The sequence below is a fragment of the Stenotrophomonas sp. 220_Sma genome (genome assembly GCF_056487375.1).
This window is the reverse complement of record NZ_CM151348.1, coordinates 3008766-3020925: the sequence shown is the minus strand read 5'-3', so window position 1 is coordinate 3020925 and position 12160 is coordinate 3008766. Positions and strand designations below refer to the sequence as shown.

12 protein-coding genes and 7 tRNA genes are annotated in these 12160 nt (G+C 65.5%); 8 read left to right on the top strand and 11 right to left on the bottom strand.

The annotated features are described in order from the left end of the window. Positions 1-13 precede the first annotated feature (13 nt). Both ACZLIB_RS14180 and ACZLIB_RS14175 read left to right on the top strand, forming a co-directional pair. Entirely contained in the window at positions 14-616 is a 603-nt protein-coding gene (locus tag ACZLIB_RS14180) for a GNAT family N-acetyltransferase (protein WP_478467952.1), read from the top strand. Positions 617-871: 255 nt separating this feature from the next. Beyond that, positions 872-2698, top strand: a complete 1827-nt coding sequence (locus tag ACZLIB_RS14175) for a methyl-accepting chemotaxis protein (protein ID WP_478467950.1) — start codon at positions 872-874, stop codon at positions 2696-2698. On the opposite strand, the gene ACZLIB_RS14170 is transcribed toward ACZLIB_RS14175, so the two are convergent. The 3 genes from ACZLIB_RS14170 to ACZLIB_RS14160 form a co-directional block, all read right to left on the bottom strand. Beyond that, complete coding sequence (locus ACZLIB_RS14170) at positions 2695-4131, bottom strand: GGDEF domain-containing protein (protein ID WP_032129387.1); 1437 nt, start codon at positions 4129-4131, stop codon at positions 2695-2697. The genes ACZLIB_RS14175 and ACZLIB_RS14170 overlap by 4 nt on opposite strands. Before the next feature lie 115 nt (positions 4132-4246). Continuing rightward, positions 4247-4789, bottom strand: a complete 543-nt coding sequence (locus ACZLIB_RS14165) for a GNAT family N-acetyltransferase (protein ID WP_478467949.1) — start codon at positions 4787-4789, stop codon at positions 4247-4249. Positions 4790-4859: 70 nt separating this feature from the next. Then, positions 4860-4945, bottom strand: a tRNA-Leu gene (locus tag ACZLIB_RS14160). Between the two features lie 132 nt (positions 4946-5077). Between ACZLIB_RS14160 and ACZLIB_RS14155 the strand changes: the two genes are divergently transcribed. Both ACZLIB_RS14155 and ACZLIB_RS14150 read left to right on the top strand, forming a co-directional pair. Next, positions 5078-5458, top strand: coding sequence for a response regulator (locus tag ACZLIB_RS14155; RefSeq protein WP_032129385.1), 381 nt, complete (start codon positions 5078-5080; stop codon positions 5456-5458). A 69-nt stretch (positions 5459-5527) separates the two neighbouring features. Next, entirely contained in the window at positions 5528-5725 is a 198-nt protein-coding gene (locus ACZLIB_RS14150) for a hypothetical protein (RefSeq protein WP_010484956.1), read from the top strand. A gap of 45 nt (positions 5726-5770) precedes the next feature. Here ACZLIB_RS14150 and ACZLIB_RS14145 read toward each other — a convergent pair whose 3' ends face one another. Next, a complete protein-coding gene (locus ACZLIB_RS14145; RefSeq protein ID WP_049399994.1) occupies positions 5771-6727 on the bottom strand; it encodes an SOS response-associated peptidase family protein in 957 nt (318 codons plus the stop codon). A 77-nt stretch (positions 6728-6804) separates the two neighbouring features. Here ACZLIB_RS14145 and ACZLIB_RS14140 point away from each other — a divergent pair, with 77 nt between their 5' ends. Continuing rightward, positions 6805-7221 (top strand): GNAT family N-acetyltransferase, encoded by a 417-nt coding sequence (locus tag ACZLIB_RS14140; RefSeq protein ID WP_010484960.1) that lies wholly within the window; start codon positions 6805-6807, stop codon positions 7219-7221. 165 nt (positions 7222-7386) lie between these two features. Here the strand turns inward: ACZLIB_RS14140 and ACZLIB_RS14135 are convergent. The 7 genes from ACZLIB_RS14135 to ACZLIB_RS14105 form a co-directional block, all read right to left on the bottom strand. Next, a tRNA-Glu gene (locus ACZLIB_RS14135) sits at positions 7387-7462 on the bottom strand. A gap of 47 nt (positions 7463-7509) precedes the next feature. Continuing rightward, positions 7510-7585, bottom strand: a tRNA-Ala gene (locus ACZLIB_RS14130). 46 nt (positions 7586-7631) lie between these two features. Beyond that, positions 7632-7707, bottom strand: a tRNA-Glu gene (locus ACZLIB_RS14125). A 49-nt stretch (positions 7708-7756) separates the two neighbouring features. Then, positions 7757-7832: transfer RNA gene (locus ACZLIB_RS14120), tRNA-Ala, on the bottom strand. 183 nt (positions 7833-8015) lie between these two features. Further along, a tRNA-Glu gene (locus ACZLIB_RS14115) sits at positions 8016-8091 on the bottom strand. A gap of 54 nt (positions 8092-8145) precedes the next feature. Beyond that, a tRNA-Ala gene (locus tag ACZLIB_RS14110) sits at positions 8146-8221 on the bottom strand. Positions 8222-8310: 89 nt separating this feature from the next. Next, the gene (locus ACZLIB_RS14105; protein ID WP_049461605.1) at positions 8311-8724 is read right to left on the bottom strand and encodes a heavy metal-responsive transcriptional regulator; all 414 of its coding nucleotides are present in this window, start codon (positions 8722-8724) and stop codon (positions 8311-8313) included. A 186-nt stretch (positions 8725-8910) separates the two neighbouring features. Here ACZLIB_RS14105 and ACZLIB_RS14100 point away from each other — a divergent pair, with 186 nt between their 5' ends. The 3 genes from ACZLIB_RS14100 (at position 8911) to dsbG (ending at position 11735) form a co-directional block, all read left to right on the top strand. Next, positions 8911-9978 (top strand): GlxA family transcriptional regulator, encoded by a 1068-nt coding sequence (locus ACZLIB_RS14100; protein WP_032129381.1) that lies wholly within the window; start codon positions 8911-8913, stop codon positions 9976-9978. 80 nt (positions 9979-10058) lie between these two features. After that, positions 10059-10862: a TlpA disulfide reductase family protein gene (locus ACZLIB_RS14095; RefSeq protein WP_032129380.1), complete on the top strand. Its 804-nt coding sequence runs from the start codon at positions 10059-10061 to the stop codon at positions 10860-10862. 30 nt (positions 10863-10892) lie between these two features. Next, positions 10893-11735, top strand: a complete 843-nt coding sequence (dsbG, locus tag ACZLIB_RS14090; protein WP_478467948.1) for a thiol:disulfide interchange protein DsbG — start codon at positions 10893-10895, stop codon at positions 11733-11735. Positions 11736-12160: the final 425 nt, after the last annotated feature.

Sequence of the window (12160 nt, the reverse complement as noted above, 5' to 3'; positions counted from 1 at the left end):
AAACCTTTCTGCCTTGAGCTGCATCCTTCTGCTGAGCGATGCTGCACGCAATGCCCAGGCGATGCAGAAGATGACATTGGACGACTGGACCATCGACAGTCCGCGGCTGCACCTCCGGCCATTCACGCCCGGTGACGCCGACGAGGCATTTGTGGCAATCACACCCGGGCTGACCCGCTATATGGCGTTTGAGCCGCCACCCTCGAAGGAGGCGTTTGCTGCCGTCTGGCGGGCGTGGCTGCTTACCATCGCCGACGGGACCGACATCACGTTGGTGATCCGCAGGCGCGGGGATGGGGTATTCCTTGGCCTGGCAGGCCTGCATCGAGCCCGTGAAGCAGAACCCGAACTGGGCATCTGGATCGCAGAAGTGATGCATGGGCACGGCTATGGCCGCGAGGCAGTGGCGGCGGTGTGGTCGGCGGCCTCCGGGCGCCTGCGCTGTGCTGCGTTCCGCTACCCGGTGGCGGAACGGAACCGGTCCAGCCGTGCATTGGCTGAGTCCCTTGGTGGGCAGGCTGTGGCACGTGAGCAGGGCGTGAAGTACACGGCAATCGTCTACCGCATTCCCGCTGCAATGCACAGAGTTGCGACGGACGTCGCGGAATCCCGCTAAAGCGGCCGACGGCGTCGCCGATACTCCCTCTGGATCCCGCTCCAGTCACCCGCCGCAGGACCCCAGGCTGCCCCCGACGGGCGGTCCGCGCAGTGTGTTCCGCCGCTTCCAGATGCCGATCGCACCCGCAGCAGACGTTCTTGGCAGTCGCTCGAGAGGTGCCCGTTGGCACCTGTAGTCCCTGGCAACTGATGTTGCCGCCGGGCATCCCGCCCGTCGGGTCACAACCGCTTACCGGACACCGAGGATCAGACAATGCTCATTCCAGGCTTCACGGCAGGCGCGCAGGCGCCGGCCGAGCTGCATACCCGTTGGTCGCCGTGGCGTGCGCTGCTTGGCGTGCTGGCGCCGCAGCAACGCACCAGCACAGAGGCGGCGATGACCGACCGCACCGAGCTGGAAGCGCAGGTGGCCGCGCTGCATCGCGTGCAGGCCGTCATCGAGTTCGCGCTCGACGGCACCATCCTGCGGGCCAATGACAATTTCCTGCAGGCGATGGGTTACCGGCTGGAGGAGATCCAGGGCAAGCATCACTCCCTGTTCGTCGACCCCGAGCAGGCGCGCAGCGCGGAATACCGCGACTTCTGGGTGCGCCTGGGGCGTGGCGAATATGACGCCGGACAGTACCGCCGCTTCGGCAAAGGTCAGCGCGAGATCTGGATCCAGGCTTCGTACAACCCGGTGCTGGACCGCCAGGGGCGGCCGTACAAGGTGGTCAAGTTCGCGACCGACATCACCGCGCAGAAGCTGCAGGCGGCCGACTCGGCGGGGCAACTGGCCGCGATCGCCAAATCGCAGGCGGTGATCGAGTTCAGCATGGATGGCCGCATCCTGTCGGCCAATGACAATTTCCTGGCCGCTACCGGCTACAGCCTGGACGAAGTGCGCGGGCAGCACCATTCGTTGTTTGTCGAGCCTGAGCATCGCAGCAGCGTCGAGTATCGCCAGTTCTGGGAGAAGCTCGGGCGCGGCGAATATGATGCCGGCCAGTATCGGCGCCTGGGCAAGGGCGGGCGCGAGGTCTGGATCCAAGCATCCTACAACCCGATCCTGGACCTCAATGGCAAGCCGTTCAAGGTCGTCAAGTACGCCACAGACATCACCGCGCAGGTGCACGAGAACCAGGCCATGCAGCGCGCCGTGGCGCAGACCCGCGAGGTGGTGGCTGCCGCCAAGCAGGGCGATCTGACCCAGCGCGTGGCCACCGCCGACAAGAACGGGTCGATCGCCGAACTGTGCGAAGGCGTGAATTCGCTGGTCGAGGCGATGGCCGCGATCATCGGCCAGATCAAGTTCGCCGCGGACACCATCGCAGTCGGCGCGACCGAAATCGCACAGGGCAACAGCGACCTCTCGCAGCGTACCGAGCAGCAGGCGGCCTCGCTGGAGGAAACCGCTGTGTCGATGAAAGGCCTGGCCGAGACCGTGCAGCGCACGGCCACCAACGCGCGCCAGGCCAGCGAGCTGGCCGGTGGAGCGGCCGACGTCGCCGCTCGAGGCGGCACTGTGGTGCATGAAGTGGTCGAGACGATGGCGGTGATCAATGCCTCGTCGCGGCGCATCGTCGACATCATCGGAGTGATCGACGGCATCGCCTTCCAGACCAACATTCTCGCGCTGAACGCAGCGGTGGAGGCTGCGCGTGCCGGTGAACATGGCCGCGGCTTTGCCGTGGTCGCCACTGAGATCCGCGAGCTGTCGCAGCGTTCGGCCAGCGCAGCCAAGGAGATCAAGCACCTGATCGATGAGTCGGTTGCCAATGTGGGCGCCGGCACGGCGCAGGTTGAGAGCGCGGGCCGTACCATGGATGAAATCGTGACCAACGTGCGCCGGGTCAGTGACCTGATGACTGAAATCAGCACGGCCTCGCAGCAGCAGAGCGACGATATCCAGCAGATGAATCATGCGGTCGACCTGATCGATCAGGGCACCCAGCAGAACGCGGCCCTGGTCGAGGAGGCGTCGGCGGCGGCGCGCAGCATGGAAGAGCAGTCGGCGCAGCTGCTGCAGACCGTGGCCAGTTTCCGCGTGCAGGGCGGGGCCGGGCACCGGCACGGAACAGCGGGGCTGCACGCGGTCTAGGCGCGGCGACCGGACGGGTCTTCCTTGCTATCGGTGTCGCCGCGTACGCAGTTGCGACCGGCATGCTTGGCGCGATACAGGGCCTGGTCGGCGCGTTCGACCAGGTCGCGCGGATCGCGGTCTTCGCCGGGTGCCTGCCAGGCCACGCCGATGCTGATGGTGACGGTGGCCTCGGGGGCGGGCAGGGCTGCGGCTTCAACCGAAGCGCGCAGCCGTTCGCCCAGGCCCAGTGCGTGGGCGGCATCGGGCGAGGGCAGGGCGGCGATGAACTCTTCGCCGCCATAGCGCGCCAGCAGATCGTCACCTCGTTGCAGGCAGCCATCAAGAATGGCGGCGACCGACTGCAGGCGACGATCGCCCTCCGGATGGCCATAGGTGTCATTGAGCCGTTTGAAGTGGTCGATGTCGATCATCAGTACCGCCAGCCCGAGTCCCTGGCGGCGTGCGCGGCCACGGGCATTGCCAAGAGATTCGTCGAAGCTGCGGCGGTTGCCCAGCCCAGTCAGCGGATCGCGCCGCGCCAGCGTTTCCAGCTCATCGCGCTGGCGCTGGATCTCCACCTGGCTCAGCACGCTGCGCAGGGCATAACCGAGCATGGCACCAATGAAGCCCACCGTGGCCAGGGTGGGCTGCAGGCGCGCGACCAGCAGCGCCACCATCATCAGCAGCAAGGGCAGCATCAACGGCACGCCCGCGTCGACGATGCGGCGCAGGCTGCGCGATACCTCCACCGCCGGATAGCGGCGCTTGCTGGCGGCCATGACGGCCAGCACCACGAACAGTCCGCTGATCAGCAGGTCCCCCCAGTTGCCGTCAGGCAGCTGCGGCTGGTAGGTGTTGATGTAGAACGCCAGCAGGAAATAGCCCAGCGCGTAGATCGCAAGTGTCCGGAAGAAATCGCGGCGGTCGGGATTGTCCTCGGCCAGGAAGCGGATCAGCGCGAAGCAGAACACCAGGCTGTTCTGTAGGTTGCTCATGGCGTTCAGGCACTGCGTCCACAATGCGGCGTTGAAATGCGCCATCGCCCGCGTGTGCCCGAAGTACAGCAGCCACAGCAGCGCGATGATCAGCAGGTCCACCGCGCGGATGCAGCGGTTGCCGCCGCCCGGGCTGGCGGCCACGTAGGTCAGGGGTATGCGGTAGAACACGTACAGGATCAGCGAAGACACGGTCATCTGCGCAGGATCGAGGCCGGCCACATTGCGGTACAGCAGGGCGAGCAGGGCCAGCGAGAACAGGCCCACGGCAGCGCCCAGCGTCCGCCATTTGCAGGCCGCCTGGCGGCTGTCACGTGCACGCCGCACGCAGGCCAGTGCAGCCAGCAACGGGGCAGTGATCAGCATCAGGTAGGAGCCGACCGGGTCCTGCGGGCCAACAAAGGCAATGACGAGCGCGTGCGTGACCAGAAAAAACAGTGCCGCACGCAACGTCATGCATTCCCCCGCCCCCAGCTCCGGCTGGGATCACGATAGGCAGAAGCACGTGTGGCTTGCAAGAAAAGTGTGCGCTGCGTCTATTTCGAAGCTTGCCGGAAGTCGCAGTTGTGTTTCAGCATGGTGACGCGGAGCCTTCGACGCGGGCGTACATCCAGAAGTCACGGGGCTGTCCTCGAACCCGCCGGTAAGCGCGCAGCAGGCCTTCGCGCTGCATGCCGAGGCGTTCCAGCACGGCGATCGAGCGGACGTTGCTGTCCAGGACAGTCGCCTGGATTCGGACCAGAGCGAGTGCGGCATGGCCCCATTCGAGCACCGCGCGTGCTGCGTGCGTGGCCAGTCCCTGACCCTGCCAGCGCGGATCGAGATCATAGGCAAGTTCGCCGCGGCCATGCGACAGGTCGATTCCGTTCAGGCCAACGGTGCCGATCAGCTGGCTGTCGGCGCCCACCAGCGCCCAGCGCTGGTCCGTTGCCGTGGGCAGGTAACCGGCGATCTGGCAACGCAGTGCCCTTTCGGAAACGTCGCCCCAGCTGGTGTGCTCGGTCACGCCCGGCAGCGAGAGATAACTGGCCCAGGCGGCAGCATCATCCACGTGCAGTGGACGCAGCCGTGCGGGCAGGGTGGCGGGGAGCGTGGGCAGGGCGGGCGTTGGCATCGTCGCCAGTGTCGGCGCTCCGGTCCTGAAAATGCAAAAGGCCAGGTCGGGGACCTGGCCTTTGATGCAGTGGTGCCGGTGAAAGGACTCGAACCTTCATGGGGTCACCCCCGGCTGATTTTGAGTCAGCTGCGTATACCATTCCGCCACACCGGCAGGCAGCGTGCGAGTGTAACCGAGGTCGGCACGGCTTTCATAGTGGGGAGGCCGATCGGGGCGCCTCCTGTCGGCTTCGGCCCTGTCATGGCTATACTGCGGCGGCTTGAATGCCTCCAGGAGCGGTAGCCGATGACAGTGTTGCAGGACCTGAGGGTGCTGGTGGTCGAGAACGACGAGATGAGTGCCGCACTGCTGCAGATGCAGCTGGTGCATGCCGGTGCGACGGTGGTGGGGCTGGCCGCGAGCGTGGCTGAAGCGCTGCGCCTGCTGCAGGCGTCGACCCCGGACGTGGCCCTGCTCGATTACCGCCTGGCGCGCAATGAGACCAGCGAGCCGGTGGCTGCGGCACTGTCGGCGCGCGGGGTGCCGTTCGTGCTGGCCACCGGGATGCAGGCCGAGCAGCTGCCCGAGCCGATGCTGGCCGGCGTGCTGCTGGTCAAGCCCTATCTCTCGGCAGATCTGAGCCAGGCGCTGGTACGCGCAGTGGGCCGCGCCAGCGCCAGCGCCTGATTGGCGCGTGCTGAAGCGGTGGGCGTATCCTGCCCGGGCCTGAATGCTCAGGCCTGCAAGGAGAGTGGCATGAAGAAGTGGATCAAGCGCATGGTTGCTGCGGGTGTCCTTTCGATGGCGGTCTTCGGTGGTACGGCCTCTGCCGCGTGGTGTGGCCAGCCCTGTTTCCAGCTCTACAAGAGCTGCATCGCGCGGGGTGGAGAGGTCGAACAATGCCTGCAGGAACAGGCCTTCTGCGAAGAGGCGATGTGCGGCGGCAATCCCTGATCCATGAACCCCGCCCAGGCGGGGTTTTTCATCTGTGCGCGGTGTTCAGCCCGCTTCTTCGTATACGTAGCGGATCTCCTCGCGGTCGTCGAGGATGCGGTACTGCCGCGCCAGGTCATCCGGATCGGGATTGAGCCAGGCATCGAGGTGTTCCTTGCGGATGGGAACGACGCCGCGGTCATGGCCCGCAGCGGCGACGTCGTGCGGAGGCGTGTCGGTGATCGTGGCAAATGACAGGAGGCGACCTTCCGGTCCTTCCCATTCCGCCCACAGGCAGGCCAGCAGCAGGTCGCGCGGGGGATCGGGCCGGAACTCCAGCACCACGTCCTGATCCTTTTCATCGGCACCCAGCGTACGGCCGGCGATGGCATGGCGTGGCACGTGCTCATAGAACGCCTGCACCACCACCACGCCGTGGCGCAGCCCGAACGCACCGCGCCAATAGCCTTCCAGGCTGTCGCGCCGCGCGTTGTAGGTGCCCGGATATAGCACGTCGTTGCGCGCAGGCTTGTCCGGCAGCCGGCACTGGTAGCGCATCGGCTTGATCACGCGTTTGCCGCCCTCGCTGACCATCACCGGTGCGTAGGTACCGGGGAAAATGCGGTTGTCGCGCGGCAGCAACTGCACCCGGTGCAGGTCTTCCAGCCGAGCCTGCGCACGATCGATGCGGTTGCCGGCCACGCGCAGGTCGTTGCGTGCCTTCTGGGTGGGGCGGGTCGCCAGCGTGGCATTGGCAATATCGCGTCGCTCGCGCTGGCGGGCCAGCTCCGCTTCCAGATCCTGGCGTTCCTGCGCATGCCACTGCTGGATTTTCGCGACGATGTCGCGGCCCTGCTCGGTGCGCGCGCCGGCGAAGCCGTCATCCATCGCCTTGGGAGTTCTGGGGCGCTTCTTGCCAGGATCGTGCGCGTACAGCTCCGCGAATTCTTCCAGCGACAGGATGGCGCCGAACTCGCGCACCAGCTTGGCGTAGTCGGCGCGGATGAGGGCGGAATAGCACATGGGAACTCTGCGGGCGTGGGTCGCAGCAGCTGCGACATGGATGAGGCAGGATAGCCCGACCTACAGGGAGATAGCGCATGAATGATTCCGTCGCCTGCCAGTTCCGCGACGCCGTGCCCACGGTCGAAGACTATTGCCAGTTGCGTGTGCTGGCGGGCCTCAGTGCCAAGAGCCAGGAGGCGGCGGCACGCGCGCTGCCCAATACCCTGTATGGCGTGTGTGCCTACCAGGGTAACGAGCTGGTGGCGATGGGGCGCATCGTCGGCGATGGGGGCTGCCACCTGCAGGTCTGCGATATCGCTGTGTTGCCGCGCCTGCAGGGGCAGGGCCTGGGCAAGGAAGTGATGCGTCGCCTGGAGGGCTGGATGCAGGCGAACCTGCCGCCGTCGGCATACGTCAGCCTTCTGGCGGATGGTGAAGCGCACCGGTTGTACGCGCAGTTTGGTTTCGCACCCACCGCACCTGCATCGATCGGGATGTATCGCCGGTTCTGAGGTGTGGCCGAGTTGAAGCCATCCACGCATGGCGTGGATCTACTGGGCCAACCGGCCGCCGGATCCATCCCGGCCCTGCAGTAGATCCGCGCCATGCGTGGATAGGGCCTTCCCAGGAATCACAGGCAAAGAAAAACCCCGGCCGAAGCCGGGGTTTTAAAGAATTGGCGTCCCCACGGGGATTCGAACCCCGGTCGCCACCGTGAAAGGGTGATGTCCTAGGCCTCTAGACGATGGGGACGCACGAAAACTTCAAGTTGTAGATCCTTCGACGGCCTAATGTCGAAGTGGTGGAGCCAAGCGGGATCGAACCGCTGACCTCCTGCATGCCATGCAGGCGCTCTCCCAGCTGAGCTATGGCCCCAATGAAACTCCGGATGATCTGCCGGGAGCAGAGTCCGTTTTGAAACTGGCGTCCCCACGGGGATTCGAACCCCGGTCGCCACCGTGAAAGGGTGATGTCCTAGGCCTCTAGACGATGGGGACGCACGAAAAACTTCAAGTTGTAGAACTTTCGACGGCCTAATGTCGAAAGTGGTGGAGCCAAGCGGGATCGAACCGCTGACCTCCTGCATGCCATGCAGGCGCTCTCCCAGCTGAGCTATGGCCCCGTGTTACCGAGCCGCCTATCATACCTGCGTGTTCACGTTTGTGGAAGCTTTTTTGAGCTTTTTTCGTTCCGGTTCAACCGCGACCACGAGGGCAGGGGAACCGCAACGCCACAACCTGAATGCCGGTAGGCGGTGAACAAAAAAGACCCGGTTATCGGCCGGGTCCTCGTTGTTCGTGATGAGTGGCGTCCCCACGGGGATTCGAACCCCGGTCGCCACCGTGAAAGGGTGATGTCCTAGGCCTCTAGACGATGGGGACGCAATTCTCATCAATGTTCTTTAGCGACCTTTCGACGGCCTAATGCCGAAAGATTGGTGGAGCCAAGCGGGATCGAACCGCTGACCTCCTGCATGCCATGCAGGCGCTCTCCCAGCTGAGCTATGGCCCCACGTCGCTGAGGAGCGAAATAATAGCCTTGCCCCAGGGGGTTGGCAAGCATTTGTTGCACTTTTCTTCACGTGCGTTGCGAAGCCGATGTCAGTCGCCTTTCGCCTGTGCAGTGTCGTCGGTCAGTGCCGCCAGGATCGGGCACTGGTCCAGCGCGCCGTGGCCTGGGCAGGCGTCGACCAGCAGCGAAAGTGCAGTGTGCATGCGTTGCAGCTCCGCCATCCGCTGTGCGATGTCCTGCAGGCGCGCCTGCGCGGTGTCGCGCACGCTGCCCATGTCCTGCGAATGGCGATCGCTCAATGCGAGCAGCTCGCCGATCTCTTCCAGGCTGAAGCCCAGCGCCTTGGCGCGGCGGATGAATCGCAGCCGGCGCAGGTCCTGCTCGCCGAAGATGCGGTAGCCACCCGCCGAGCGGGCCGCGGTCGGCAGCAGCTGCTGTCGTTCGTAGTAGCGCACCGTATCGATCGGTACGCCCGCCTGGCGGGCCAGTTGTCCAATGTTCATGGCGGATTCCTGCAGGGGCTGCCGACCATTGTGAAGCCTGGAGTCTGGTCGAGAGTCAAGGCTTGGCCCGGGTGCGCGCATTCAGCGCACTTTGCAACTTTCTTCATAGCCCCGCCGATGGACCAGTTCCTACCCTTCGCCTGAACCGGCCGTTCGATGGCCTGCAACGAACCGAGGAGGTGGTCTGTGGAAGGATTCAGGAACGAAGGATTCGTCGAGATCGCGGTGGTTGAATACCCGGGAGGTGATCCGTCTGCCGCCTCCGTACTGGCTGAAATGGCGCACGTTGCCAATCGCCTTGCCCAGCAGCAGCGTCGGCCGTTCAAGCGGGTGCTGGTCACCCGCTGGATCGTGCCGGCCAGCCAGACAGGGGTGCATCGTATTGCGGGTGCGGAAATGCTCGATGCGGCCATCCCGGCTGTGATCGCGGTTCCCGGCCAGATCAGTGCCGGCGCGTGCCTGCGCGCGGACGAGGTCCTGCTGGACTGGCTGCGTGCGCACTATGACGGCGGCAGTCTGCTGGCCGCCGCCAGTGATGGCGTCAGCGTGCTGGCACGTGCCGGGTTGCTGGCCGGACGTACGGTCAGTGGTCCCGATCTCGGGCGCCATCCAGGCCTGCAGGCGCAGGCCGCGAGCTGGGTGCCGAGCGAGCGGGCGCTGGTGGATGACGGTGACCTGCTGACGGTCGGCGGGGCCCAGGCCTGGCGCTTCCTTGGCCTGCGATTGTTGTACCGGCTGCACGGGCAGGGCGTGGCCAGTGCGGTCGCACAGCAACTGGGCATCACCGTGCCCGCCACGATCCAGCAGGACCTGGAGCGCTTCAGCGCCAACTTCGCACATGGCGATCGTGATGTGCTGAAGGCACAGCGCTGGCTGCACACCACGGCGGCACGCGGCGCCACCCTTGCCGCGATCTGCGAGGTCTCCGGGCTGGAGCCGCGCACACTGCAGCGGCGGTTCCTCAAGGCCACCGGCCTGCGGCCGATCGAATACTGCCAACGGCTGCGCATCGCCAAGGCGCAGACCCTGCTGCAGCAGGGGGCGGGTATCGATGAGGTGGCGTGGGGTGTCGGCTACGCTGATCAGAGTGCTTTCCGCCGGTTGTTCCTGCGCATCGTTGGCATGACGCCGGCCAACTATCGGCGTCACGTCAGCAGCAAGCGTCGCGAGCGGCCCTTGATGCCGTCGGTGGCAGGCAGCCTGCGCGGGCTGCAATCGCCGTCGGTGATGCAACTGGGGCGCAGCGCGGCCTGATGTCGGCGGCATCGTCGCGCTTGCAACCGGAGCGCGACACTTCGACCATGCAGTCAGTGGACGATTGAACAGGTGGTCTGATGTCGAGCGTTGGGCCGGTGCCGATGCCGGTGGTGTTGATTCTCGTGTGCGTAGTGATTGCCATGGCCGTGGCGCGTCTGTGGCCACGCAGGAAGGACGGCATGCCGCTGCCTTCTGCACCCAGCATGGTTCTGGACATGCTGCTGGTGGGCCTGCTGTGTGGTCGCATCAGCTTCGTGGCCTTGAACTTCGCGCTGTATCGCGAGGCGCCGTGGAGCATTCTGCAGATTGCCGATGGTGGCTACCACCTGGTGGTTGTCCTGGTTGCGGGGTCGGCATGGGGGCTGTGGCGGGTGCGCCCATGGCGGGCGTTGCGCGCCCCGGTGCTGGGCGCGGCGTTGGCGGGTGTGCTGCTATGGGCGGGCGGCAGTCAGCTGCTGTCCGCATGGCAGGAGCGTCAGATGCCCTTGCCGGTACTGCAGGTTGCTGATCTGCAGGGGGGCAGGGTTGATCTGCAGCAGTTCCGGGGAAAACCGCTGGTGCTGAATCTCTGGGCGACCTGGTGCGGGCCCTGCCGGCGCGAGATGCCGGTCCTGGCTGCGGCGCAGCAGGCGCATGCGGATGTGCAGTTCGTGTTCCTCAACCAGGGTGAAACCCTTGAGGAGGTCCAGGGTTTCGTTGCGCGCGAACGGCTCCTGCTGCACAACGTTTTGCTCGATGATGACGCTGCGGCATCCACGGTGCTGGGCGTGCAGGCCTATCCCTCGACCCTGTTCTTCGATGCCGAAGGGCGCCTGCGTGAACTGCACCTGGGCGAACTGACGGCAGCCGGTCTTGAACACAAACTGCGCCGGCTGCGGTAGCCTGCGCGGGCATCTCACTACGGAGTTCCCATGTTGTCGACTTCCCTGCGCACCGCCCCGGCGGTGCTGTTGCTGCCGGTCCTGCTGGCATTGGCCGCCTGCAGCCAGGCACAGACGCCACCGGGCAAGACCGCCGCGGCACCGGCAGCGAGCGCCACAGCCACGGCCAACAAGGGCGATCGCCCTGCGGTGCTGAAGGGCATCGAGAAGCATGGTTTCGAGGTCGTCGCAGAATTCGATGCCCCCGGTGGCCTGCGGGGCTTCGCCGGCGTGGTCGGCGGCCAGCAGCCGGCAGCGGCCTATGTCACTGCTGACGGCAAGCACGTACTGGTCGGCAGCCTGTTCGATGCGGAGGGCAACGATGTAGCCGCTGAGGCCGTTGAAAAGCTGGTGGCTTCGCCGATGTCGGCCAAGATGTGGACCAAGCTGGAAGCCAGCGCCTGGGTGCGTGATGGCAAGGCCGATGCGCCGCGCGTGGTCTACACCTTCAGCGATGCCAACTGCCCGTACTGCCACAAGTTCTGGGACGCGGCACGGCCGTGGGTCGATGCCGGCAAGGTGCAGCTGCGTCACATCATGGTCGGCGTGATCCGCGAGGACAGCCCGGCCAAGGCCGCGGCGATCCTTGCCGCGCGTGACCCGAGTGCGGCGCTGCTGCAGAACGAGCACGATTTTGATCGCGGTGGCATCAAGGCGCTGCCGAACATCAGCCGCGAGATCGCTGGCAAGCTCGACGCCAATCAGGTGCTGATGATCGAGATGGGCTTCCAGGGCACACCGGGCATCCTGTTCCAGGACGCACAGGGCCAGGTGCAGCGTCGTGCGGGTCTGCCGCAGGGTGCCGATCTGCAGACGGTGCTTGGCCCGCGCTGAGTGGCGCCAGCCCCATGAAACATTGCGCAGGCCCGCATGGCAGCATGCGGGCCTGTCGCATTCCATGGCGGGCATTGCGGTTGCGGGCCCGCGCAACAGTGGTTCATCGTCACGTCTGAATCGTGACTGACATCAAGCATCCCGCCTTGATTCCAATCAAGGCCAAAAACGACAGGCGGATTAGCCTGTGACGCATGGAATACAGCGTCAATGCGCGATGGATGCCGCGCTCGCCACGCCCTGATCAGGGTCGGCTGGCACAGCCATTCACGACACTCTCACTCTGTGCTTGTTACCCAGACCGCTGCGGTCGCCACCTCTCTGGCAGCGCGGCCTTGATGGCGTCGACATCGGTGCGGGCAGGGCAGTGTCATCGTCCTGTTGCCTGCCATGCGCAGGCTGGCCGGTGTCGTCGACGCAGTATC